Below are 24,972 nucleotides of genomic sequence, written 5' to 3'. Positions count from 1 at the left end.
GCCAAYGGTGACACTGGGGGCGGAGTCGGCACGGTTAATCCTTGGTCGTTTAGTGAATATCGCTAGCTTGCCGGAGTTTACCGGGCAGGCAAACGTCTGTATATGTATATACAAATAACACACGATGGGGTGCTGAACCATGTCCGCCTTCTTTGCCGAACGCGCGCTGCTGCCTAGTGGATGGGCCAACAATGTACGTCTTGAGGTCAATGCCGAGGGCGTTTTGACCCATATCCAGGCCGATTCCCATGCAGATGGCGCCGAACGGCTGAGCGGTCCACTGCTGCCGGGAATGCCGAATCTGCACTCCCATGCCTTCCAGCGAGCAATGGCCGGGCTGGCAGAAGTGGCGGGCAATCCGAACGACAGTTTCTGGACCTGGCGCGATTTGATGTATCGCCTCGTCGGAAAAATCAGCCCGGACCAACTCGGCGTCATCGCCCGTCAGTTGTACATCGAAATGCTCAAGGCCGGTTACACATCGGTGGCGGAATTTCATTACGTGCATCACGACACCAACGGCCAGCCTTACGCGGACCCGGCCGAGTTGGCGCTGCGCGTCAGCCAGGCCGCCAGTTCCGCCGGTATTGGCCTGACCCTGCTGCCGGTGCTCTACAGCCACTCCGGTTTTGGTGGCCAGACCCCGAACGAAGGTCAGCGCCGCTTCATCAACAGCACCGAAAACTACCTCAAGCTTCAGTCGCGCTTGCAACCACTCCTGGCGCAGCAACCAGCGCAGTCGCTGGGTCTGTGTTTCCACTCATTGCGCGCAGTTACGCCGCAGCAAATCAGCGAAGTGCTGGCGGCCAGCGACAAGCAATGCCCGGTGCACATCCATATCGCCGAGCAGCAGAAAGAAGTCGATGACTGCCTGACCTGGAGTGGTCGCCGTCCGCTGCAATGGCTGTATGAAAACACCGAGGTCGATCAGCGCTGGTGCCTGGTTCACGCCACCCACGCCAACGCCGAAGAGGTCACGCTGATGGCCAAGAGTCGCGCCATCGCCGGCTTGTGCCTGACCACTGAAGCCAACCTGGGCGACGGGATCTTCCCGGCGGTGGATTTCCTCGCTCAGGGCGGACGCATGGGCATCGGCTCTGACAGCCATGTCTCGTTGAGCGTGGTGGAGGAATTGCGCTGGCTGGAATATGGCCAGCGTCTGCGCGATCAGCGGCGTAACCGCTTGTATGGCGCGGATCAGCCAATGGTGGGCCGCACGCTGTACGACGCCGCACTGGACGGCGGCGCACAGGCACTGGGGCAGCCGATTGGCGCGCTGGAAGTGGGCAAGCGGGCAGATTGGCTGGTGCTCGATGGCAATGATCCGTACCTGGCGACGGCCAGTGGCGACGGGATTTTGAATCGCTGGCTGTTTGCCGGTGGTGATCGCCAGGTGCGCGATGTGCTGGTCAATGGCCAGTGGGTTGTGCGTGACGGGCGTCATGCCGATGAGGAAGAAAGCAACCGCGCTTTCACCCAGGTCCTGCGCGATCTTTTAGGCTGATAAAAAAACCTGTGGGAGCGAGCTTGCTCGCGATGGCGGCCTGTCAGTCAACATTTCTGTTGAAGCTGATGGCCTCATCGCGAGCGAGCTCGCTCCCACAGGTATATGTGCAGTTAGTCCGAGGTCTTGGCCATCTGCTGCTCGGACGCACGCCAGATCAKCCGCGAGGTGTCGTAACCCTGCTGACGCGCCTTGCTCAGCAGCTCCTCGCGCACGACGCCATTGACGGTCGGCGTGCGGGCCAGCAGCCACAAATACTTGCGGCTCGGGTCGCCAACAATGGCTGTCTTGTAGTCGTCGCTGACGTACAGCACCCAGTATTCGCCCTTCGCCGTGCCGGGGATCAACCGAGAGAACCAGGTATCGAACTTGACCCACAATTTGTCGGTTTTGCCCGGCACCTGTGGATAAGCCGTGCCCTTGACCTCTTCCCACTGCCACTGCGGCGTCAGGCAGCGGTTCAAGACCGCCAGGTTGCCGTCCGGCTTGAGCGTGTAATGGGCTTCGGATTGTGCGCAGTCACGCTGGAAATACATGGGCATGCGAGCCAACTCGTACCAGGTCCCTTGGTAGCGCTTGAGGTTGACGCTGTTGACGGTTTTTGGCGCCAACGGATCTTGGCCAGAAGTGGCGCAGCCAGCCAAAACCAGGCCGGCAAAAAGTACGAGTAATAACCGCTTCATTGTTTTTCTCCCGCGGGCGCAGCGCCCCGGTTTACTTCAGGCCTTGGCCGGAAAACATCAATACTTTGTCACCGGCGTACTGCACGCTGATAAAGCTGTTTTTGTCGCCCCAGGTGCAACTGGACATGCCGAGCGCGCCCGAGCAATCAGCAGGTGTACCCAGCAACGTCTCGACCTCTGCCTTGGGCATGCCGGTCGATAGTTTCGAGTAGTTTTCCTGATTAACCTTGCTGCATGCGGCCAACAACACGCAGAACGAGAGCAAGGCGATAGAACGCAGCGACATGGTGAGACTCCTGGAACGAAGGGGAATGGCATGGCTGCCAAGCTGAAGCTTAGAAGAGCAAACCCCCATCTGGTTCCCCGACTGTTGTGCTATTTATCGGGCCACTCGTCTGCCTTCTTTCGAAAAATCAGTAACTTTCTCGCGCCATTGAGTATTTCGTCGGTTTTTGCAAAAACGCGCCTAATCTTTGGCGCTGACCAGTCGACATAGAGGCAGCGCCAAGCCCTCGACTGTGACGATTTGACGCCCCTCGCCGACCAGCCCCTCCGCGGTAATGCATTTAATGACCAGAAACATGAAGTTCAGCCACAAGATCCTGTTGGCAGCCGCCCTCGTGGTCGCCGTTGCGTTCGCCTGCTTTATCCTGTTCAACGACTACCGCCAGCGCCAGACCCTGCGCAGCAGTACCGAATCGTCGATGCAGGAACTCGGCAGCCTGACCACCAGCAACATCCAGACATGGCTGGAAAGTCGCATCCAGTTGCTGCAATCGCTGTCCCAGCAGATCGCCGTGGATGGCAGCGCCCAGGCCAGCCTGAAACGCGCCATCGACCTGCCGGCCTACACCAGCAACTTCCAGCTGAGCTATTTCGGTGGCACTGACGGCGTGATGTTCTCGGTCCCAGCCGGCAATCGCGCCGCCGACTACGATCCTCGTTCCCGCGGCTGGTACAAGGCGGCCAACAGCGCACAACAGACCATCGTCACCGAACCATACATTGCCGCATCCTCCGGCAAACTGGTGATCACCGTCGCCACGCCAGTGAAGTATCAGGGCCAGATGATCGGCGTTGCCGGCGCGGACATTGACCTGTCCAGCGTCAGCGCGATCATCAACTCGCTGAACTTCGGCGGCCACGGCCACGCGTTCATCGTCAGTGCCGACGGCAAGATCCTGATTCACCCGGACAACAAACTGGTGCTCAAAGGCCTCGCCGACGCCTACCCGAACGGCGCGCCGAACGTCAGCCCGGGCATGAAAGAAGTCGAGATCGACGGCAAGAAACAGTTCATGTCCTTCACCCACGTCAACGGTGTGCCGTCGGCAGACTGGTACGTGGCACTGGTGCTGGATCAGGACACCGCGTTCTCGATGCTCAGCGAATTCCGCACCTCGGCGATCATCGCCATGGTGATTGCCGTGGTGATCATCATCGCGTTGCTGGGCGTGTTGATCAGCGTCCTGATGCAGCCGCTGCTGACCATGGGCCGCGCGATGCATGACATCGCCGAAGGTGAAGGTGACCTGACCAAGCGCCTGACCATTCATGGCCAGGACGAATTTGGTGCACTGGGCACGTCCTTCAACCGCTTTGTAGAGCGTATTCACACCTCGATTCGTGAAGTGTCGTCGGCCACCGGCCAAGTCAACGAAGTCGCCCTGCGTGTGGTGGCCGCTTCCAACTCGTCGATGTTCAACTCCGATCAACAGGCCTCGCGTACCAGCAGCGTGGCCGCGGCGATCAACGAGTTGGGTGCCGCCGCCCAGGAAATCGCCCAGAACGCCGCCCTCGCTTCCCAGCATTCGAGCGATGCCCGCGCCATGGCAGAAGATGGCCAGCAAGTCGTCGACAAGACCATCGCGGCGATGCAGCAGCTGTCGGCGAAGATCAGTGATTCGTGCGGCAACATTGAAACGCTCAACAGCAACACCGTGAACATCGGGCAGATTCTGGAAGTGATCACCAGCATCTCCCAGCAGACCAACTTGCTGGCCCTGAACGCGGCCATCGAAGCGGCTCGCGCCGGTGAAGCCGGTCGTGGTTTTGCCGTGGTGGCGGACGAGGTGCGCAACCTGGCGCACCGCACGCAGGATTCGGCGCAGCAAGTGCAGAAGATGATCGAGGAATTGCAAGTCGGCGCCCGCGAAGCGGTGAGCACCATGACCGACAGCCAGCGCCAGAGCGAAAGCAGCGTCGGCATCGCCAACCAGGCTGGCGAACGCCTGGGCAGCGTGACGCAGCGCATTGGCGAAATCGACGGGATGAATCAGTCGGTGGCGACAGCGACTGAGGAACAGACTGCCGTGGTGGAATCGATCAACGTCGACATCACCGAGATCAACACGTTGAACCAGGAAGGCGTGGAAAACCTGCAGTCAACCTTGCGCGCCTGCGCTGACCTGGAACAGCAGGCGGCGCGGTTGAAGCAGTTGGTCGGCAGCTTCCGGATCTAAAGCGCTTGATCGTTACTGATCGTTCCCACGCTCCGCGTGGGAATGCCTCAACGGACGCTCCGCGTTCCGCTGTGGAAGGGACGCGGAGCGTCCCGGGCTGCATTCCCACGCAGAGCGTGGGATCGATCGGCTAAAAACGAGAGCCAGGCTTCGACAGAAACGCCAACTCCTCAGCCGTCGACTCCCGCCCCAACACCGCATTGCGATGCGGAAACCGCCCAAACTGCGCAATCACCCTCTGATGTTTCTCGGCATAGTCCAGATAGTCGGTAAACAGTGTTCGATCCGCCTCCGGCTGTTGCGCCAGCAAATCGATGTAACGCGAGATGCACTCGTTCTGCACCACCAGGTGTTCGCAGTGCTCCAGCACCAGATAGATGAACACCCGCTGAATCGGCCGCAACTGCCGGTCGAAATCCGCAGCAATGCCTTGCGCCACCAGTGCCTGAGCCCTGAGATCGCCGGAATAGGATTTGGGAGTGTCGCGGTAGATCATTCGCGGGAGTTGATCGAGCAACAGCACCAGAGCCAGCCAACCTTCGGGGCGTTGCGCCCAGTCAGTCAAACCGCCGGTCAGTGCCTGCTCGACCCAGTCCCCGAAACGCGTGCGCGCTTCGAGGTCCTGGCTGTCGCGCTTGCCGAACCACAACTTGCCCTTGTCAGCCGCTATTTCGCTGGCGGATTGGAAAGAACCAAACCACCAATCGAGCAACGGCTGCCAGGGCGCGGTCATGAATCAGGCCTTGTGGTAAGCCGTAACGCGTTCGACTTCTTCTTTCGAGCCGAGGAACACTGCCACGCGCTGGTGCAGGCCATCAGGCTTGATGTCGAGAATGCGCTGGTGACCGTCGGTGGAAGCACCGCCGGCTTGCTCGACCAGGAACGACATCGGGTTGGCTTCGTACATCAGGCGCAGTTTGCCCGGCTTGGACGGCTCGCGGCTGTCGCGTGGGTACATGAACAGACCGCCACGGGTCAGGATACGGTGCACGTCGGCCACCATCGCGGCGACCCAGCGCATGTTGTAGTTCTTTTTCAGCGGACCTTCATCGCCTGCCAGCAATTCGCCGACGTAACGCTGTACCGGTGCTTCCCAGTGACGCTGGTTGGACGCGTTGATGGCGAATTCCTGGGTGGACTCAGGAATGGTGATGTTTTCGTGGGTCAGTACGAAACTACCCATTTCACGGTCCAGGGTGAAACCTTTCACGCCGTCGCCCAGGGTCAGGATCAGCATGGTCTGTGGACCGTAGATCGCGTAACCGGCGGCTACTTGCTGGGTGCCTGGCTGCAGGAAGGCCTTTTCATTCAAGGGCTCGTTCTGGCTCAGGTATTCGTTCGGGCAGCGCAGTACCGAGAAGATGGTGCCGACCGGGGCGTTGATGTCGATGTTCGACGAACCGTCCAGCGGGTCGAATACCAGCAGGTACGCGCCTTTCGGGTATTTGCCCGGGATCTGGTAGGCATTGTCCATTTCTTCGGACGCCATGCCGGCCAGGTGACCGCCCCATTCGTTGGCTTCGAGCAGGATYTCGTTGGAGATCACGTCGAGCTTCTTCTGCACTTCGCCCTGGACGTTTTCAGTGCCCATGCTGCCCAGAACACCACCCAGGGCGCCTTTGGACACGGCGTGGTTGATTTCTTTGCAAGCACGCGCCACCACTTCGATCAGGAAACGCAGATCGGCAGGAGTGTTGTTGCTACGGGTCTGCTCAATCAAATAGCGACTCAGGGTAACGCGGGACATGGAAGGCTCCGGTGGAATGGGGGGCTAAAAACCCGCGCAGTTTAACGCGAGTCGAGGCGCATTTCCTCCTATCAGACGTGATACGCCCAAGAGAGTTCATGCGCGGGGATGAGCGTAGTTCGAAACGGGCCGGATGTGGACCGGTGGCAGGGGGCAGATTCGAGATTTTCTTTGCCAGGCAGTCCGCCTTCGCGGGCAAGCCCGCTCCCACATTCGACCGCGTATCTCTAATGAAACCCGGTCACCTGTGGGAGCGGGCTTGCCCGCGATTTGGCGCGCAGCGCCAGCCGTTCTCAGGGTTTGACCGGTGGTTTGCGCAGCAAACTGAACGCCATCGCCGCCAGGAACACCACACTGAGCAACAACACGGCCCACAGGCCGAGCTTCTTCCAGCTCGTGTCACCCGTCGCCGGGGCCGCCGATGTAGACACCGGCGTTACCACCGCTCCGCCGTCCACCGTCGCCTTACCCAACGTCGCCACCTTCTGCGCGCTGTAATCGGGAATCAGCGTCGACAATGGCAAGCTCACCGCTTTCGCCGTCGCACTGCCCAGCGCCAGCGTGTAGGGGCCGGGGCCGCGCGCCAGGAATACCAGTTGCGTCGAGCGCACGGCAAATTTCAGCGTCGGCGCGGCGCTGCCCAGGCCACCGCCGCGCTCATCCACCACCAGCTTCAGCTGCTGCACGGTTTGCCCCGGCAACTGCAATTCGTTCTGCACCACGTCCTGGCCATTCTGGGTCAGGCGATACAGCAAACCGCTGCCCAGTGGCTGCCACGGCAAGCTGCTCTCCCGGCGACCCGACAAGGTGACCGGCGCCAGGCTATTGGGTTGGCTCAGGTCGATCTGCACCCGTTCGACATTCAGCCCCATCGGCAACTGCCAGGTGTATTCACCCGCCTTCGAGCTGCTGCCGGCCAAGGCCTGTGACCAGACCAACGGCAGTGGCAGGCTGCGGCTGCTCGCGCTTTCCAGTTGCGCGGACGTCAGCACTGGCGCCGATTGTGGTGAAGTCCACAGCAAGCGCAGATAACGCGCCGATTGCCCCGGCAAGCCGACCTCATGCTGCTCGACCCGTTCGTCGGCAAACGCCAACCGCGCCACCTGCCCGTCGCCCCATGACTGCCAATGCTGCAAGTCGTCACTGGCTTCAATGCTGAATCGCTGGAAGCCGTCGTGCTCGGTGGTCCAGTCGAGGACCAATTGCTGTAACGGCGCCTTGATGCCACTGGCATCGAGCAACCAGCCGCGCAGTTCTTCTTCGCCCGCCTCCAACTGGCTGGACGGCTGCACCTCGACCAACGTGCCGTTGGCGCTTGATTGCACCCGCACGCTGGGCGCGCGCTCGGTGGAATCCGCCGAGCTGTACAACGGGAACCACTTCACATCGGTCAGCGCGCGACTTTCGCGGGTCTGGGCCGATTCTCGGGCCAAGGCATACGCCTGAACCTGGCCAGCAGCGTTGAACACGCGTACATCGCTCAGGTCGGTTTGGCGCGCATTCAACTGCACGCTCAACGGCAAATCGAGGCGATACCACGGGCCTTCGCCGCTCACGGACAACGGCACTTGAGTGGTGAAATCCGCGGGTTGTTCCTGTGCGCCAACCGACAGCGTCACACCCAGCGCAACCACGCTCAACCAGCCCAGATTCAGCTTCTGACTCAAGACGACACTCCTTCGGTTTCCGGGGCCGGTTTTTCTGATTCCGGCACTGCCTCGGCGCGCTTGGGCGGCAGCGGTGCGAAATAACCGACGACCAACAGCAACACGCCAACGCCGATAAACGAGACGATCCGCGCCAGTCCGCCGCGGTTACTCAATTCAACAAAGAACAACTTGGCCACCACCACACCGATCAACGCCGCACCGATCAGCCAGACTTCGCGGCGATGACGCAAATGACCGCCGATCATCAGGCTCAGCGCCATCAGGGTCCAGACGATGGACAGCCCGGCCTGCACCAGCATCGATTCAAGCAACGCGTCGAACTCGAACGGCACGCCACCCCAATGATGAGCCGTGCGCATGACCAGCGCGGTGAAGAACACGAACAGCGAAACCCCGGCGATCAGTTGCGTGGCGTGTGCGGCGTAGTCCTTGCGGATCGCCAGTTGCGTCACGGCGCTGCGCGACCAGAGGTAGACGCCGAACAGTGCAAACAGCAGGCCCATCTCCAGTGGATTGATCAACGGCACATACGGCAGTGGTTCGGCGGTGCCGTCACTGACGACGTTTGCCAGCCAGAACCAGCCGAGCATCAGCAACGCCAGCGGCGCCGCCGCATACAGGCGATATTCGCGAGGATAAGCCGACACCGGCCACGGCCCGTTGCGCGGTGCCGCCATCAGCACCAGATACAGGCTCGGCAGAATCGCCCAACCCAACCAGCGCCAGGCGTTGTATTGCTCGGACAACAGCAGCAAGCCGTAACGCAGTTCCAGCGCCAACACTCCGATCAACAGCCAGCAGCCGAGCACATGCGCGGTGCTCAGGGCGCGGGCGGGCAACATCGGCGCCAGACGCTTCAGTGAAACGAAATGCACCCCAAACACCGCAGCCCAGGCCAGCCAGCCGAAACTGGCCGCCGGGTGATAACGCGACTGCCAGGCCGCGAGCAGCACGACGCCGGCAGCAGGCATCAGCAATGTGCAGAGCAAACCCAGCGCCGACCAGTTCAGACGTAGCGCCAACACGCTCCACAGCACCACGCTGACCGCCGCGACCGCCAACAGCAACGTTGCTTGCAGACTCTGCGGCGCAAAACGCAGCACTTCGCTGATCCACGCCAGCGCCCACCACCCCGCGCCCCACACCAGCAACACTTCAGACAAACGCCGCAAACTCAGGACATCGAACGCGGAGCCATGGTTACCCAGTTGCAAGCGCCAGGCACCGACCAGCGCGGCCAGGCCCAGCACCAGCGGCGTCCAGAAACCGCTGTGCGCCAGCGGCTTCAACCCTTCGCTGGCCAACGGCCCGAGCAATTGCGGCCCGGCGAACAGAAACGCCGCGCCACCGATCACTTGCAACAACAGACCGAAGACAAAACTCACGCGCTGCTTCAGGTAAAGGCTCAGCCAGATGATCAACAGACCGCTGGCCGCCCACACCGCACTCGCGGTTTGCCATGGCAAGACGAACAACACCGCCAGATTGATCAGCACCAGACCGGCCAGCAACACCACCGACAATCCGCGCAGCAATCTCACGTCGCTGCGCACCATGTCATCGCGCGCCGCCAGCAACATGCCGGCGATCAACGCCAGGCCGATCAACGATGCGCTGAGCAATCCGCTCCAGCCGGCGCTGAACACCGCAGCCGACTCGCCGCTCGCCCCTTGCAGCCGCAGCAGAAACAACGCGCCACCGAGCAACTGCACGGCAAACGCGGTGAACAGGAACGTGCGCGATTGCAGGCGCAGACCGACAAACAACGTCGCCAACCCCGCCAACGCCCAACTGATCGCCGTGCCCTGGGTGAGGAAGAACAACGGCGCCAGCAGATAGAGGAAGGTCAGGCCGAGACATGCCAGTACGGGCAGCCCTTGGCGTTCCCACTGCGAGGTAAGCTCGGGCAAGGCCTTGCGTAATTGATAGAAGCTGAACAGCAATGCGATGCCGAGCATCATCGCGCCCAGCGGCGAGCCGTCGAGCAGGCTGCCTTCACCGATACGCAGTTCACTGAGGAACGCCAGCGCCGAACCCAGTTGCAACAGCAAGGCAAAGGCTCGGGCCAATGGGCGTTGCTGGCGCAGGCCGAGCCAGAAGATTCCGGCGCCTTCGACGGCCCAGGCAGCGGCGGTCCAACGGGCATCGAGCCCCAAAGGAATCGCGAGGCTGGCGAAGATCACGCCCAGTGCCAGGCAGGTTTCCGCCAACAGCAGCGCCCGTCCGCCCATCAGCAAACGGGCAAGGCCCATGTAGATCATGCCCAGCGCCAGCGCACTGAACGCAGCGGCGAATTCCAGATGCTGGACCAGCGCGAACTGTAAGCCGAAGCCCACCAGCGGTGGCCCAAACAGCATCGTGCCGTCGACGTAATCACCCTTGCGCGCCGACCAGCGCAGTAGCGCCTCGCGGCTGTCGTCGTCAGGGGCGTCGCTCATTTCCAGCAACTTGCGCCGGGCAAACAGCAGGCCGATGGCCAGGTACATCAGGAAGAACAGGATCAGAAACGGCTCGGTACTCCACAGCAATTCTGGCGCGTAGGAACGCAGCCCCCAGGCGAAACCGATGCCGAAGGTGCCGGCAAAGCCAATCAGGTTGAGCAGCCGCCAGGCCTTGAACCAGGCGATGGCGAGGATGCCGGCATTGAGCAAGGCGAAGTAGCTGAACAGCGCGACGTGGTTGCCGGCGCCGGTAGACGTGAGGATCGGCGCGGCAAAACCGCCCAGCGCGGCGGCGCACGCCAGCGCCAGTGAGTCCTGGGTGATGGCCAGAATGGCCGAGAACACCGTCACCGCCACCAACAGGCCAAGGGCTGCCGTCGGATCCAGCAATGGATGCAAACGCATCGCCGCGAACACCGTCAGGTACAGCACGGCGATCCCGGTGCCTTGCAGCATCAGCGCATAATTGGCATTGCGATGGCGCAGCCACCAGCCCAAACCGAGCAGCCCCAATGCCGCCGCTGCGACGCCGGCGTAACGCAATTCGATCGGCACCACCATGCCTTCGGTGGCGTAGCGCAGCAGAAAGGCCAGACCAAGGAAGAGCAGCACCACACCGACCCGCAGCACGGTGTTGCCGCCGAACAGCCACGCTCGGGCGCCACTGATGGCGCGGTCGATGAAGTTGGGGCCGCGCGGGGTGACGGGTTCTTGCGGTTCGTGGGTGACCGGTTCGGGTTTCCAGGCATCGGCAGGCAGTGGCCGACTAGTTTCAGTGGCCGCCGCCGTAATGGGTTCGAGCTCGGGAGGCAGGTCCCAGATCAGCTCCGGGGTATGGAGCGCAATTTCGTCGAGTGAGAACCCGGCAGTCGGGGCCGGCTCACTAGCAATCGATTCATTGGCAACCGACTCGCTGGTATCAGGCACCTGGACGCCAGACACCTCCAGCAACGCCAGACGTTGCTGCACCGCCTCAAGCGCCACCTGCGCCTGGGCCAGTAATTGGCGTTGCGCGGTGGCTTGCGAATCCAGACGGCCGATGCGAATGGCCTGGCCAATCCCCAACCCGAGCAAGCCGCCCAAGAGTGCATCACTGAACGACTCGTCGAGTATCCAGCCGAGCACCAGCCCTATCAGCATGAAAATCCATTGCATGGTCGATATCCCTAAGCGCAGTCACCCATCCGGCGAACTGGCGCTTAGTATATCGGTCAGGCCCAACAATCGCCGGGCCTTGCACGCAATTATTGCTAAAAGTTACTCCAGCGCCTTCCAGATATCCGTGGCGTACTCGCGAATGGTCCGGTCCGAGGAGAACCAGCCCATCCGCGCCGTGTTCAGCACCGCCGAGCGCCACCATTCCTTGGAGTCGTGCCAATGGGCTTCGACGCGCATCTGCGCATTCCAGTAAGAATCGAAATCGGCGCACACCAGGAAGCGGTCGTAATCCACCAGCGAATCGATCAGCCCGGTGTAACGGGACGGATCATCCGGCGAAAACACCCCGCCACGAATTGCTTGCAACACGTCATTGAGTCGATGAGACGCGGCGATATCCGGCGTCGCATTGAATTCATGGTTCTGCTTGCGCGCTTCAACCTGCTGCGCACTGAGGCCGAAGATGAACATGTGCTCAGAGCCGATGCGCTCGCACATTTCCACGTTGGCCCCATCAAGGGTGCCGATGGTCAATGCACCGTTGAGGCCGAACTTCATGTTGCTGGTGCCGGAGGCTTCGAAGCCGGCGGTGGAAATCTGCTCCGACAAATCCGCCGCCGGAATAATGCTCTCCGCCAGGCTGACGTTGTAGTTGGGCAGGAACACCACTTTGAGCAAGCCGCGCACCGTCGGGTCGTTGTTCACCACCCGGGCGATGTCATTGGTCAGTTTGATGATCAGCTTGGCCTGGTGATAACTGGCCGCCGCCTTGCCGGCGAAGATCTTCACCCGCGGTACCCAGTCGATTTCAGGTTCCGCCCGAATCGCCTGATACAACGCCACGGTGTGCATGAGGTTGAGCAACTGGCGTTTGTATTCGTGGATCCGCTTGACCTGCACATCGAACATCGCCGCCGGGTTGACCGCCACCCCCAGCCGCTCGTGAATCAGGTGCGCCAGGGCTTTCTTGCTGTGCAGCCGCTGCTCCGCGAACGCCTTGCGGAACGCGGATTTCTCGGCGAACGGTTCCAGATCAAGCAAGCGCCCTTCGGGGTTGTCCAGCAAATCAGGGCCGAGGGCATCGACCATCATCGACGTCAGCTCGGGGTTGGCCTGGTACAGCCAGCGGCGGAAGGTGATGCCGTTGGTCTTGTTATTGATCCTATTCGGGTAGAGCTTGTGCAGTTCGGAGAACACCGTTTTACGCATCAATTGCGTATGCAGGCCGGACACGCCGTTGACGCTGTGGGAGCCGAGAAACGCCAGGTTACCCATGCGCACACGCCGACCGTTGTCTTCCTCGATCAGCGACACAGCACGCAGCACGTCGAAATCGTGCACGCCTTTGGCGCGTAGCGAATCGATGTGATGGGCGTTGATCAGGTAAATGATCTGCATGTGTCGCGGCAACATCCGCTCCATCAAACCGACCGGCCAGGTTTCCAGCGCTTCCGGCAGCAGCGTGTGGTTGGTGTAGGAAAGCGTGTCGACGGTAACCTGCCACGCCGCATCCCAGGCGACGTCGTAGACATCCACCAGTTGGCGCATCAATTCGGCCACGGCAATCGAGGGATGGGTGTCGTTGAGTTGGATCGCCGCGTGATCGCCCAGGGTCAGGACCGAGGTGTGCATGTTGCGATGGCGGCGCAGCAAGTCTTGCAGGGAGGCGGCGACAAAGAAGTATTCCTGACGCAAACGCAGTTCCTGGCCGGCTTCGGTGCTGTCCGCCGGGTAGAGCACGCGGGAGATACTTTCGGCCCGGGCCACTTCGGCCACCGCACCCAAGTGGTCGCCAGCGTTGAAACGTTCCAGGTGCAAATCTTCCATGGCCCGGGCGCGCCACAAACGCAGGGTGTTGACGCTCGCCCCGCGCCAACCGACCACCGGCGTGTCATACGCAATGGCGCGGACGGTTTCCACCGGGGTCCAGACCTGCTTGGTCTTGCCGTTTTCATCGGTGAAGGTTTCGACGCTGCCACCAAAGCCAATCGGGTACACAACCTCTGGCCGTTCAAACTCCCACGGGTTGCCGAAGTCCAGCCAGTGTTCGGTCTGCTCCTGCTGCCAGCCGTCGACGATGGCCTGGCGAAACAAACCGTGCTCGTAACGAATGCCATAACCATGACCGGCGATGCCGAGGGTCGACATGCTTTCCATAAAGCACGCGGCCAGACGACCGAGGCCGCCGTTGCCCAGCGCCGCATCGGGTTCCAGCAGGCGGATGCGTTCAAGGTCGACACCGAGTTCGGTCAGGGCTTCGCGAGCGACGTCGAGCAGGCCAAGGTTGCTCAGGCTGTCGTAGAGCAGCCGGCCAATAAGAAATTCCAGGGAAAGGTAATAAACCCGTTTCTGCCCTTTGCGGTAGATCTGCCGGGTGTGGTCCATCCAGTGCTCGACCATGTGATCTCGTGCCGCCAGGGCGATGGCTTCGAACCAGTCGTGGTCGAAGGCGTGATCCGGGTCTTTACCCACCGCGTAAGTGAGTTTGGTCAAGACGGCGTCGCGGAATGCGGCCACCTCTGCATCGCGAACAAGTGGTTCTTGAGTCATCGATAGGACCTCGAGCGAGCGTGGAGTTGTTGAGCCTAGACGGTCTGACAGACGCTGGGGGCTCTGGTTCGGCAGTTTTTCCTGAGAGTGCGAGATCGGTCGGCATTACATTGTCGTGTGCCTGAATCAATGCAGGGGCCGTGCCGGATTAACGGTGCCGATTGGGCAATACAAAAAAAATCTGGCGAAAGGTTGTTCAAAAATCCACCAGTCCCGGTATGATCGCGCGCCCTGATGCACGTGCTGGTAACAACCGATGATGAAGCCCAACCTGATCGCCGCCGCTGAGATCGATCGCCTCGATACCTGGGCCAAGTACTCTGCGCCGATGTGCGGTTCCTGCGTGTCCAGCTGCTGCACGCTGCCGGTCGAGGTCAAGATCAAGGATCTGATCCGCATCGGTATCGTCGACGAATTCGAGCGCGGCGAGCCGGCGAAAAACATCGCCAAGCGCCTGCAGAAGGAAGGGATCGTCGAGCGCTACAGCCAGAAAACCGAGATCTTTACCCTCCAGCGCATGAGCAACAACGATTGCCTGTACCTGGATCGTAAGAGCCGTCTGTGCACTATTTATGAAAAGCGCCCTGACACGTGCCGCAACCACCCGAAAATCGGGCCGCGCCCGGGGTATTGCGCTTACAAGCCCAAGGAAGTGGCGCGCGAGACCAGCAGCAGTCGCCGGCCCCTCGAGAAGTTTTAACCCCTTCGCATGATCATTCCCACGCTCGGCGTGGGAATGTAGCCCGAGATGCTCCCCGCACTAAAGCGGACGCGGAGCGTCCATAGAGGCATTCCCACGCAGAGCGTGGGAACGATCAATCCCCCGTAGCAGCTGTCGAGCCTCAGCGAGGCTGCGTTCGGCTGCGCAGCAGTCGCAGTCCGGGGACAAGGTCGAAATGATGCACCGCAGCGTTTGATTTCACGACTGCTGCGCAGCCGAACGCAGCCTCGCAAGCTCGGCAGCTGCTACAGCCAGACAAACAAAAACGCCCCCGACCTTGCGGTCGGGGGCGTTTTTTTGCCAGCTAACTAAATGACTTAGTTACCGGACTTCTTCGCAGCGCGGGTACGCTCGCTTTCGCCCAGGATCTTCTTGCGAAGACGGATGGACTTAGGAGTGACTTCACACAGTTCGTCTTCTTGTACGAACTCCAGAGCTTGCTCCAGAGTGAACTTGACAGGCGGAACCAGTGCGATGGTTTCGTCTTTACCCGAAGCACGCATGTTGTCGAGCTTCTTGCCTTTAGTCGGGTTAACACCCAGGTCGTTGTCGCGGCTGTTCAAGCCAACGATTTGACCTTCATAGATGTCCTGGCCGTGTTCTACGAACAACTTGCCACGCGCCTGCAGGGTTTCCAGCGAGTAAGTCAGAGCCTTACCGGTCGCTACCGACACCAGTACACCGTTCTGACGGCCGGACATGTCGCCGGACTTCATCACGTCGTAACGGTCGAAGATCGAGGTCAGGATGCCGCCACCGGAGGTCAGGGTCAGGAACTCGTTACGGAAACCGATCAAGCCACGAGCCGGGATGTTGTACTCAAGGCGCACACGGCCCTTGCCATCCGGAACCATGTTGGTCAGGTCGCCTTTACGCAGGCCCATTTGCTCCATGATCGCGCCCTGGGATTCTTCCGGCAGGTCGATGGTCACGTTTTCGTACGGTTCGTGCTTAACGCCGTCAACCATACGGATGATCACTTCCGGACGACCAACACCCATTTCGAAGCCTTCGCGACGCATGGTTTCGATCAGTACCGAGAGGTGCAGCTCACCACGGCCGGACACTTTGAACTTGTCAGCCGAGTCGCCTTCTTCAACGCGCAGAGCAACGTTGTACAGCAGCTCTTTGTCCAGACGTTCCTTGATGTTACGGCTGGTCACGAACTTGCCTTCACGGCCGCAGAACGGCGAGTCGTTAACCTGGAAGGTCATCGAAACGGTTGGCTCGTCAACGGTCAGCGGCTTCATCGCTTCGACGTTCAGTGGGTCGCACAGAGTGTCGGAGATGAACAGTTGGTCGAAGCCGCTAACGCAGACGATGTCGCCGGCAGCTGCTTCTTCAACGTCGATGCGGTGCAGACCGTGGTGACCCATCAGCTTCAGGATACGACCGTTACGGCGCTTGCCGTCGGCATCGATTGCCACAACCGGGGTGTTCGGCTTGACGCGACCACGAGCGATACGGCCAACGCCGATAACACCCAGGAAGCTGTTGTAGTCCAGAGCGGAGATCTGCATCTGGAACGGACCGTCACGGTCGACTTTCGGTGCTGGTACATCGTCGACGATCGACTGGTACAGCGGGGTCATGTCTTCAGCCATGGCGGTGTGGTCAAGACCAGCAATACCGTTCAGGGCCGAGGCGTAGACGACTTTGAAGYCCAGCTGTTCTTCGGTAGCACCCAGGTTGTCGAACAGGTCGAAGATCTGGTCCAGAACCCAGTCCGGACGCGCGCCTGGACGGTCAACCTTGTTGATGACCACGATTGGACGCAGGCCGGCTTCGAAAGCCTTCTTGGTCACGAAACGGGTTTGCGGCATAGGGCCGTCTTGAGCGTCAACCAGCAGCAGAACGGAGTCAACCATCGACATTACGCGTTCAACTTCACCGCCGAAGTCGGCGTGGCCCGGGGTGTCCACGATGTTGATGTGGTAGCCGTTCCAGTTGATGGCGGTGTTTTTCGCCAGAATGGTAATACCGCGCTCTTTCTCCTGGTCGTTGGAGTCCATCACGCGCTCGTCGTTGAGCTCGTTGCGCTCCAGGGTGCCGGATTGACGCAAGAGTTTGTCTACCAGGGTGGTTTTACCATGGTCAACGTGAGCAMTGATGGCGATGTTGCGTAGATTTTCGATCACTTGTGTATCTCGATCAGAGGATTCGGTGTGCTGACAAGTCTTGGCAGCGATTTACAGTAGAGTCAGGCCTTGCCGTTACAGCTTGACGGCAGAGTCGGGGGGCCGGTGACGCAGGCCACAGGCATACAGCCCCGGGCTCTTAGCTCGGTCGATAAACGCGCACATTGGCATGCCCCTCACTGAGCAAATGGTGGGCATGCAGGCGACTCATCACGCCTTTGTCGCAATACAGCAGGTACTGGCGAGTAGGGTCCAGTTCCTTGAAACGAGCGTTCAATGCATAAAACGGCATCGTTTGTACCTCGATGCCAGCGAGGTCCAGCGGGTCATCCTCAGCGGCATCCGGGTGACGGATGTCGATGACGATTTGCCCCGCCAGCGCTTCGCTGACTTCTTCAATCTGCAAGTCCTGGCCCAATTCGTCGATTACGCGATCGATCGGCACCAGTTTGGCGTTTTCGAGCGCACGCTCGAGCACCGCCATGTCGAATTCTTTCTCTTCGTGCTCCACCCGGTGGCGCTTGGCAGCCGTCTTCGGATTAACCGAGATGACCCCGCAGTATTCCGGCATGTGCTTGGCGAAGTCGGCCGTCCCGATTTCGTTGGCCAGGTCGATGATGTCCTGCTTGTGACTGGCGATCAGCGGACGCAGCACCAGCTTCTCGGTCACGCAGTCGATCACGTTCAGGTTCGGCAAAGTCTGGCTCGACACCTGGGAGATCGCCTCGCCGGTCACCAGCGCTTCGATTTGCAGTCGATCAGCAATACGGGAAGCAGCGCGCAACATCATACGCTTCAAAACTACACCCATATGACTGTTATCGACTTTCCCGAGAATTTCTCCCAGTACTTCCTCGAACGGCACACTGACAAATAACACGCGCTGGGAGCTGCCGTACTTCTTCCAGATGAAGTGCGCGACTTCCATCACGCCCAGCTCGTGGGCCCTTCCGCCCAGATTGAAGAAGCAGAAGTGGGCCATCAGGCCGCGACGCATGATCTGGTAGGCCGCCACGGTGGAGTCGAAGCCGCCGGACATCAACACAAGTGTCTGTTCCAGTGCACCCAGCGGATAACCGCCGATGCCGTTGTGCTGACTGTGGATCACGAACAACCGTTGGTCGCGAACTTCGATTCGGACTTCGATTTCAGGCTTTTTCAGGTCAATCCCGGCGGCACCGCACTGACGGCGCAACTGGCTGCCGACGTACTTCTCAATATCTATCGAGCTAAATGGGTGCTTGCCGGCGCGTTTGCAACGCACCGAGAAAATCTTGCCGGCCAGCGCATCACCGTAGTGCTGCTTGCATTTTTCAACGATGTCGTCGAAATCCCCCAGCGGGTACTCATCGATCTGCAGGAAGTGCGCGACGCCCGGCATGCAGCTCAGGCGCTCGCCCATCTCCTTCAGGGCCTTGGGGTCGCTGACGCGGGTTTCCAGCTCGAGGTTGTCCCACACGCCGTTCACCACCACGGCCGGGTCCAGATCGCGGAGCACGGCACGGATGTTCTTGGCCAATTGGCGGATGAAACGCATCCGTACCGGGCGGCTCTTGATGGTGATCTCAGGGAAGACTTTTACGATTAATTTCATGGAAACAGCGCGCGCATGGCCTGCCGAAAAAGGGGGGCGCGGATTATAGCGGAAATTGCTCAAGGTTTAACCAATTAATGTGCAGAAGGTTTTGCGCGCACCAAAACGGGTCATTTGTGAATTTCAGCGCTACATTGTAGGGCGGGATTTCCCACCTARAGGGCCTTTGCGCCTTTATAAGCGTGTATTTGGGGCAAAAAACCCATGGTGGGGCACTGGCATGCAATTTGCTCCCTTGTGAGGCAGGTTGCCTTGGCAGAGTATTCGCGCCGGCATCACCAACATTCTAAGGGCATCCACTACTAAGCCCGAAGCCACCCGGAGGACACTATGTCGAAGTCGGTTCAACTCATCAAAGATCATGACGTCAAGTGGATTGATCTGCGCTTCACAGACACCAAAGGCACTCAGCACCACGTGACCATGCCGGCTCGCGACGCGCTGGATGACGACTTCTTCGAAGTCGGCAAAATGTTCGATGGCTCCTCCATCGCTGGCTGGAAAGGCATCGAAGCCTCCGACATGATCCTGATGCCGGACGACTCCACCGCTGTTCTCGACCCGTTCACCGAAGAGCCGACCCTGATCCTGGTCTGCGACATCATCGAACCTTCGAGCATGCAAGGCTACGACCGCGACCCACGTGCGATCGCCCGCCGCGCCGAAGAACACCTGAAAGCCACCGGTATCGGTGACACCGTGTTCGCTGGTCCAGAGCCAGAGTTCTTCATCTTCGACCAGGTCAAATTCAAGTCCGACATTTCCGGCTCCATGTTCAAGATCTACTCTGAACAAGGTTCGTGGATGTCCGACCAGGACATCGAAGGCGGCAACAAAGGCCACCGTCCAGGCGTCAAAGGCGGCTATTTCCCGGTTCCGCCGTTCGACCACGACCACGAAATCCGTACCTCCATGTGCAACGCACTGGAAGAAATGGGCCTGACCGTCGAAGTTCACCACCACGAAGTGGCGACTGCCGGCCAGAACGAAATCGGCGTCAAGTTCAACACCCTGGTGAAGAAAGCCGACGAAACCCAAACCCTGAAGTACGTCGTGCACAACGTTGCCGATGCCTACGGCCGCACCGCGACCTTCATGCCTAAGCCTCTGTACGGCGACAACGGCTCGGGTATGCACGTACACATGTCCATCTGGAAAGATGGCAAGAACACCTTCGCTGGCGAAGGTTATGCCGGCCTGTCCGACACCGCCCTGTACTTCATCGGCGGTATCATCAAGCACGGTAAGGCCCTGAACGGCTTCACCAACCCGGCTACCAACTCCTACAAGCGTCTGGTTCCAGGCTTCGAAGCTCCAGTGATGCTGGCCTACTCGGCTCGCAACCGTTCCGCTTCGATCCGTATTCCTTACGTGTCGAGCCCGAAAGCCCGCCGTATCGAAGCACGTTTCCCGGATCCGGCTGCCAACCCGTACCTGTGCTTCGCCGCACTGCTGATGGCTGGCCTGGACGGCATCCAGAACAAGATCCACCCTGGCGACGCAGCTGACAAAAACCTGTACGACCTGCCGCCTGAAGAGGCGAAAGAGATCCCACAAGTTTGCGGTAGCCTGAAAGAAGCCCTGGAAGAACTGGACAAAGGTCGTGCGTTCCTGACCAAAGGCGGCGTTTTCAGCGACGACTTCATCGACGCTTACATCGCCCTGAAAAGCGAAGAAGAAATCAAGGTACGTACCTTCGTACACCCACTGGAATAYGAGCTGTACTACAGCTGCTGATCCGGTAGCGCTGCGGCACGCAGCGTGACAAAAAGAGGCCTCCTTCGGGAGGCCTTTTTTGTGGGCGGCTTCCGACAACGAATATCGATTTCTCCTCCCACACACACAGCATCGTCCGGCATCAACCCAGTTGAATGACTCGTAGCCTGTTCACTACCTGCAATCAATGGATGGAATGATGAAAACTTTCCCACTCAAGACGCTACTGGCCGCCTTCACCGCCCTCACCCTTCTAGGCTGCACCACAAAACCTCAATCGACAGAAATCGAACGAGAAATCCTGCTCAAAAGCAGCCAGTCGTGGGACAACTCGCCTTACATGCGTTACCCGGATGCCGCACCCGAACTGACCGTGCTCAAACTCAAGATACCGGCCAACACCCGACTGCCCTGGCACATCCACGCGATTCCCAATGCGGGTTATATCCTCTCCGGCGAGCTGATTATCGAGAGCAAGGACAGCGGCCAGACCAGACGCGTCAAACAAGGCGAAGCCGTCGCAGAAATGGTCAATATCACCCATCGAGGGGTCACCGGTGATGAACCGGTAGAACTTATTGTGTTCTATGCTGGCAGCGAAGGTATTCCATTGTCGGAGTAAGTCCTTGCTTTAACAGGGAGTCTGAATGCGGCCATTTTTTATGCTTCTGCTGCTGTCTTTCGTTTCTCCCGTGATGGCCCAGATCTACAAATACACCGACGTCGACGGCAACACCGCTTACAGCAATCAGCCGCCCGATGGCGTCAAGGCGCAGCCGGTTGAGTTGCCACCGCTCAATAGTGTGGAACGCCAAACGCCTCCCGCAACGTCGAACGTCACCCGCGACGAACAGCCTCGCAGCGCCTACGAGGTGCTGCAGTTGACCGGCCTGCCCACCGACGAGGCCTTGCGCGCCAACAACGGCACGTTCACCGTCACCGTGTTGATCAAGCCTCGCTTGCAGGCGCCGCATGTGTTGAGGCTGCTGCTGGACGGTCAACCCTACGGCCAACCCAGCAACGTGCCGATCCTGCAGCTGGTGAACATCGACCGTGGCGAACACCGCCTGGCGGTGCAGGTACTCAATGGAGAGACCGTGCTTCAGCAAAGTCCGACCGTGACGCTCACCGTACAAAGGGTGCATAAGTCATGAGTCGGTGGCTGCTGGCGGCCTGGCTGATCGCCCTTCCTGTGTCGGCCGAGGTGTTCACTTACATCGACGCCCAAGGCAACCGCACCTTCACCGACCAACCAACGCACGGCAACGCCAAACGTGTGCCGCTGGCAACCAGCAACCGCATGGCCGCCCACCCTACCGCTGCACAGCCGTTGTTGGCGGCGAACCCGCCCGAAGAACAGCCGCTGTTTCACTACGACATGCTGCGCATACTGGTGCCCGAACCGGACGCGACGATCCGTAGCAGTGCCGGCGAAATCATCGTCAGTGTCACCAACGAACCCGGCCTGCAACCGGGTCATCGCTACCGGCTGCTGCTTGATGGCCAACCCACTGCCGAACCCGGCTTCAGCCCTGTATTCCCGCTGAGCAATATCGATCGCGGCACGCACAACCTGTCCGTGGAAATCCTCGATGAGCAAGGCCGCACTGTCGAACGCACGGCCAACCAGCCATTTCACATGCAGCGAACCTCCCTCGCGCAAAAACGCCAGGTCAAACCCTGCACCCTCACCGACTACGGCCAACGACCGGAATGCCCGCTCAAAGACAAACCGGCAGAAGAAAAAAATCCGTTCTTGCGTTTGTTCTAACGCCGTTCAGGTTTGCGCACTATATTGGTGCAATAGGTTGCACCGTTCCCACATCGCAACCCATTTTGGTTCGAAAGTACCCGCGAAAGCTGGCAGAACGCCACGCAAACGAGCTTAAAACGTCCGTTTCAGGGGTTAAACGCTTCTTTTCGGAGCCTTGGTTTGGTTTTTGCATTTTCCCCGCATCAGCGCTTGTTTCGTGCGCACGCTCCGCCCCAGAAGAGGTCCCGATGACCATTAGCGACGCACTACACCGTTTGCTACTCGACAACCTCACCACTGCCACCATCCTGCTCGACGCCGAACTGCGCCTTGAGTACATGAACCCGGCGGCGGAGATGCTGCTGGCCATCAGCGGCCAGCGTAGCCATGGGCAGTTCATCAGCGAGTTGTTCACCGAATCCACCGAAGCGTTGAATTCCCTGCGCCAGGCCGTCGAGCAGGCGCACCCCTTTACCAAGCGCGAAGCGATGCTCACCGCCCTCACCGGCCAGACATTGACCGTCGACTACGCCGTAACGCCGATCCTGGCCAACGGCGCCACCCTGCTGCTGCTGGAAGTCCACCCGCGTGATCGCTTGTTGCGCATCACCAAGGAAGAGGCGCAGTTGTCGAAGCAGGAAACCAGCAAGATGCTAGTGCGCGGCCTCGCTCACGAGATCAAGAACCCGCTGGGCGGGATTCGCGGCGCGGCGCAATTGCTCGCCCGCGAACTGCCGGAAGAAAGCCTGCGCGACTACACCAACGTCATCATTGAAGAAGCCGATCGCCTGCGAAACCTCGTCGACCGCATGCTCGGCTCGAACAAGCTGCCCTCGCTGGCCATGTGCAACGTCCACGAAGTGCTGGAGCGCGTGTGTCATCTGGTGGAAGCGGAAAGCCAGGGTTGCATCACCTTGGTGCGCGACTACGACCCGAGCATTCCCGACGTGTTGATCGACCGCGAACAAATGATTCAGGCCGTCCTGAACATCGTGCGCAACGCGATGCAAGCCATCAGCAGCCAGAACGAACTGCGCCTGGGTCGCATCAGCCTGCGCACCCGCGCCATGCGCCAGTTCACCATCGGCCATGTGCGCCATCGCCTGGTGACCAAGATCGAGATCATCGACAACGGTCCGGGCATTCCTGTGGAACTTCAGGAAACCATTTTCTTTCCCATGGTCAGCGGTCGTCCGGACGGTACCGGGCTGGGGCTGGCCATTACCCAGAACATCATCAGCCAGCACCAGGGCTTGATCGAATGTGACAGCCACCCAGGCCACACCACTTTCTCGATCTTTCTGCCACTGGAACAAGGAGCCACATCGACATGAGCCGTAGTGAAACCGTGTGGATCGTCGATGACGACCGTTCTATCCGTTGGGTCCTGGAAAAAGCCTTGCAACAGGAAGGCATGACTACGCAAAGCTTTGACAGTGCCGATGGCGTGATGAGTCGCCTGGCGCGCCAGCAGCCGGATGTGATCATCTCTGACATCCGCATGCCGGGTGCCAGTGGCCTGGACCTGCTGGCACGGATCCGCGAGCAACATCCACGGCTGCCGGTGATCATCATGACGGCTCACTCTGATCTGGACAGCGCTGTCGCGTCCTATCAGGGTGGCGCTTTTGAGTACCTGCCCAAGCCATTCGATGTCGATGAAGCCGTCTCCCTGGTCAAGCGCGCCAATCAGCACGCCCAGGAACAGCAAGGCCTGGAAGTCGCGCCAACCCTGACGCGTACCCCGGAAATCATCGGTGAAGCGCCGGCCATGCAGGAAGTGTTTCGCGCCATCGGGCGCTTGAGCCACTCCAACATCACCGTGTTGATCAATGGCGAATCCGGTACCGGTAAAGAACTGGTAGCCCACGCGCTGCACCGCCACAGCCCACGGGCCGCCTCGCCGTTTATCGCGCTGAACATGGCGGCCATTCCAAAAGACTTGATGGAATCAGAGCTGTTCGGCCACGAGAAAGGCGCGTTCACCGGCGCGGCCAACTTGCGTCGCGGCCGTTTCGAGCAGGCTGACGGCGGCACGCTGTTCCTTGATGAAATCGGCGACATGCCGGCCGACACCCAGACGCGCTTGCTGCGTGTATTGGCCGACGGCGAGTTCTATCGCGTGGGCGGTCATGTGCCGGTGAAGGTCGATGTGCGAATCATCGCCGCGACTCACCAGAATCTGGAAACCCTGGTGCATGCCGGGAAATTCCGTGAGGACTTGTTCCATCGCCTCAACGTGATCCGCATCCACATTCCGCGCCTGTCGGACCGTCGTGAAGACATCCCGACGCTGGCCAAGCACTTCCTCAGCCGCGCCGCGCAAGAACTGGCGGTCGAGCCGAAGCTGCTGAAAAGCGAAACCGAGGAATACCTGAAGAACCTGCCGTGGGGCGGCAACGTGCGCCAGCTGGAGAACACCTGCCGCTGGATTACGGTGATGGCCTCCGGTCGCGAAGTGCACATCAGCGACCTGCCGCCGGAATTGCTGAGCCTGCCGCAAGATTCGGCGCCGGTGACCAACTGGGAGCAAGCGCTTCGCCAGTGGGCCGATCAGGCGCTGGCGCGTGGTCAGTCAAGCCTGCTCGACAGCGCCGTGCCGGCCTTCGAACGGATCATGATCGAAACCGCGCTCAAACACACCGCCGGCCGCCGCCGCGATGCTGCCGTTTTGCTGGGCTGGGGTCGCAATACCCTGACGCGCAAGATCAAGGAATTGGGAATGAAGGTTGATGGCGGGGATGATGACGAGGGGGATGAGGGCTAAGCAGCTTTAGTTTTTCACTGACTGTTACATCCAATCGCGGGCAAGCCTTGCTCCTACCGGTCATACGC

18 protein-coding genes and 1 pseudogene are annotated in these 24,972 nt (G+C 60.1%); 10 read left to right on the top strand and 9 right to left on the bottom strand.

Annotation, left to right across the window (positions count from 1 at the left end; all coding sequences use genetic code 11):
- Positions 1-139 precede the first annotated feature (139 nt).
- Entirely contained in the window at positions 140-1,504 is a 1,365-nt protein-coding gene (locus AC1D2P_RS03330) for a formimidoylglutamate deiminase (RefSeq protein WP_109785353.1), read from the top strand.
- A 113-nt stretch (positions 1,505-1,617) separates the two neighbouring features.
- Here AC1D2P_RS03330 and AC1D2P_RS03325 read toward each other — a convergent pair whose 3' ends face one another.
- The gene (locus tag AC1D2P_RS03325) at positions 1,618-2,187 is read right to left on the bottom strand and encodes a lipocalin family protein (protein WP_477811308.1); all 570 of its coding nucleotides are present in this window, start codon (positions 2,185-2,187) and stop codon (positions 1,618-1,620) included.
- 31 nt (positions 2,188-2,218) lie between these two features.
- Complete coding sequence (locus AC1D2P_RS03320; RefSeq protein WP_046031217.1) at positions 2,219-2,473, bottom strand: lipoprotein; 255 nt, start codon at positions 2,471-2,473, stop codon at positions 2,219-2,221.
- A gap of 274 nt (positions 2,474-2,747) precedes the next feature.
- Between AC1D2P_RS03320 and AC1D2P_RS03315 the strand changes: the two are divergent.
- Together AC1D2P_RS03315 and AC1D2P_RS03310 are read left to right on the top strand one after the other, a co-directional pair.
- A pseudogene (locus AC1D2P_RS03315) lies at positions 2,748-3,791 on the top strand (HAMP domain-containing protein); the annotation flags it as partial.
- 93 nt (positions 3,792-3,884) lie between these two features.
- Positions 3,885-4,649 carry a methyl-accepting chemotaxis protein gene (locus AC1D2P_RS03310; protein WP_371916744.1) on the top strand — a complete coding sequence of 255 codons (765 nt, stop codon included), beginning with the start codon at positions 3,885-3,887 and terminating at the stop codon, positions 4,647-4,649.
- A gap of 130 nt (positions 4,650-4,779) precedes the next feature.
- Here AC1D2P_RS03310 and AC1D2P_RS03305 read toward each other — a convergent pair whose 3' ends face one another.
- The 5 genes from AC1D2P_RS03305 to AC1D2P_RS03285 all read right to left on the bottom strand — a co-directional run bounded on the left by AC1D2P_RS03305 (position 4,780) and on the right by AC1D2P_RS03285 (position 14,215).
- A complete protein-coding gene (locus tag AC1D2P_RS03305) occupies positions 4,780-5,382 on the bottom strand; it encodes a DUF924 family protein (RefSeq protein ID WP_109785351.1) in 603 nt (200 codons plus the stop codon).
- Between the two features lie 3 nt (positions 5,383-5,385).
- Entirely contained in the window at positions 5,386-6,396 is a 1,011-nt protein-coding gene (locus AC1D2P_RS03300; protein WP_046031220.1) for a class 1 fructose-bisphosphatase, read from the bottom strand.
- A 293-nt stretch (positions 6,397-6,689) separates the two neighbouring features.
- A complete protein-coding gene (locus AC1D2P_RS03295) occupies positions 6,690-8,063 on the bottom strand; it encodes a DUF3999 domain-containing protein (RefSeq protein ID WP_109785350.1) in 1,374 nt (457 codons plus the stop codon).
- Entirely contained in the window at positions 8,060-11,662 is a 3,603-nt protein-coding gene (locus AC1D2P_RS03290; protein WP_109785349.1) for a DUF2339 domain-containing protein, read from the bottom strand. Before AC1D2P_RS03290 ends, AC1D2P_RS03295 begins: the two co-directional genes overlap by 4 nt.
- A 102-nt stretch (positions 11,663-11,764) precedes the next feature.
- Positions 11,765-14,215 carry a glycogen/starch/alpha-glucan phosphorylase gene (locus AC1D2P_RS03285; protein ID WP_109785348.1) on the bottom strand — a complete coding sequence of 817 codons (2,451 nt, stop codon included), beginning with the start codon at positions 14,213-14,215 and terminating at the stop codon, positions 11,765-11,767.
- Positions 14,216-14,474: 259 nt separating this feature from the next.
- On the opposite strand from AC1D2P_RS03285, the gene AC1D2P_RS03280 reads away from it, so the two are divergent.
- Positions 14,475-14,915 carry a YkgJ family cysteine cluster protein gene (locus tag AC1D2P_RS03280; protein WP_090473876.1) on the top strand — a complete coding sequence of 147 codons (441 nt, stop codon included), beginning with the start codon at positions 14,475-14,477 and terminating at the stop codon, positions 14,913-14,915.
- A 338-nt stretch (positions 14,916-15,253) separates the two neighbouring features.
- On the opposite strand, the gene typA is transcribed toward AC1D2P_RS03280, so the two are convergent.
- Together typA and thiI are read right to left on the bottom strand one after the other, a co-directional pair.
- Positions 15,254-17,074, bottom strand: a complete 1,821-nt coding sequence (typA, locus tag AC1D2P_RS03275; RefSeq protein WP_477811307.1) for a translational GTPase TypA — start codon at positions 17,072-17,074, stop codon at positions 15,254-15,256.
- Positions 17,075-17,213: 139 nt separating this feature from the next.
- Positions 17,214-18,668, bottom strand: coding sequence for a tRNA uracil 4-sulfurtransferase ThiI (thiI, locus tag AC1D2P_RS03270; protein ID WP_046031225.1), 1,455 nt, complete (start codon positions 18,666-18,668; stop codon positions 17,214-17,216).
- Between the two features lie 330 nt (positions 18,669-18,998).
- Here thiI and glnA point away from each other — a divergent pair, with 330 nt between their 5' ends.
- From glnA to ntrC, 6 genes are all read left to right on the top strand, one after another.
- Positions 18,999-20,405, top strand: coding sequence for a glutamate--ammonia ligase (gene glnA / locus AC1D2P_RS03265; RefSeq protein WP_046031226.1), 1,407 nt, complete (start codon positions 18,999-19,001; stop codon positions 20,403-20,405).
- A gap of 178 nt (positions 20,406-20,583) precedes the next feature.
- Complete coding sequence (locus tag AC1D2P_RS03260; RefSeq protein ID WP_109785347.1) at positions 20,584-21,006, top strand: cupin domain-containing protein; 423 nt, start codon at positions 20,584-20,586, stop codon at positions 21,004-21,006.
- Positions 21,007-21,031: 25 nt separating this feature from the next.
- Positions 21,032-21,538 (top strand): DUF4124 domain-containing protein, encoded by a 507-nt coding sequence (locus tag AC1D2P_RS03255; protein WP_109785346.1) that lies wholly within the window; start codon positions 21,032-21,034, stop codon positions 21,536-21,538.
- A complete protein-coding gene (locus AC1D2P_RS03250; protein WP_223524251.1) occupies positions 21,535-22,155 on the top strand; it encodes a DUF4124 domain-containing protein in 621 nt (206 codons plus the stop codon). The genes AC1D2P_RS03255 and AC1D2P_RS03250 overlap by 4 nt, the downstream gene beginning before the upstream one ends.
- 230 nt (positions 22,156-22,385) lie before the next feature.
- Entirely contained in the window at positions 22,386-23,471 is a 1,086-nt protein-coding gene (gene glnL / locus AC1D2P_RS03245; RefSeq protein WP_046031230.1) for a nitrogen regulation protein NR(II), read from the top strand.
- Complete coding sequence (ntrC, locus tag AC1D2P_RS03240; RefSeq protein ID WP_046031231.1) at positions 23,468-24,904, top strand: nitrogen regulation protein NR(I); 1,437 nt, start codon at positions 23,468-23,470, stop codon at positions 24,902-24,904. Before glnL ends, ntrC begins: the two co-directional genes overlap by 4 nt.
- Positions 24,905-24,972 lie beyond the last annotated feature (68 nt).

The sequence above is a fragment of the Pseudomonas sp. P1_F1_2 genome, assembly GCF_056405815.1.
Note: the sequence above shows the minus strand (reverse complement) of the source record. Positions and strands in the feature narration are given on the sequence as shown.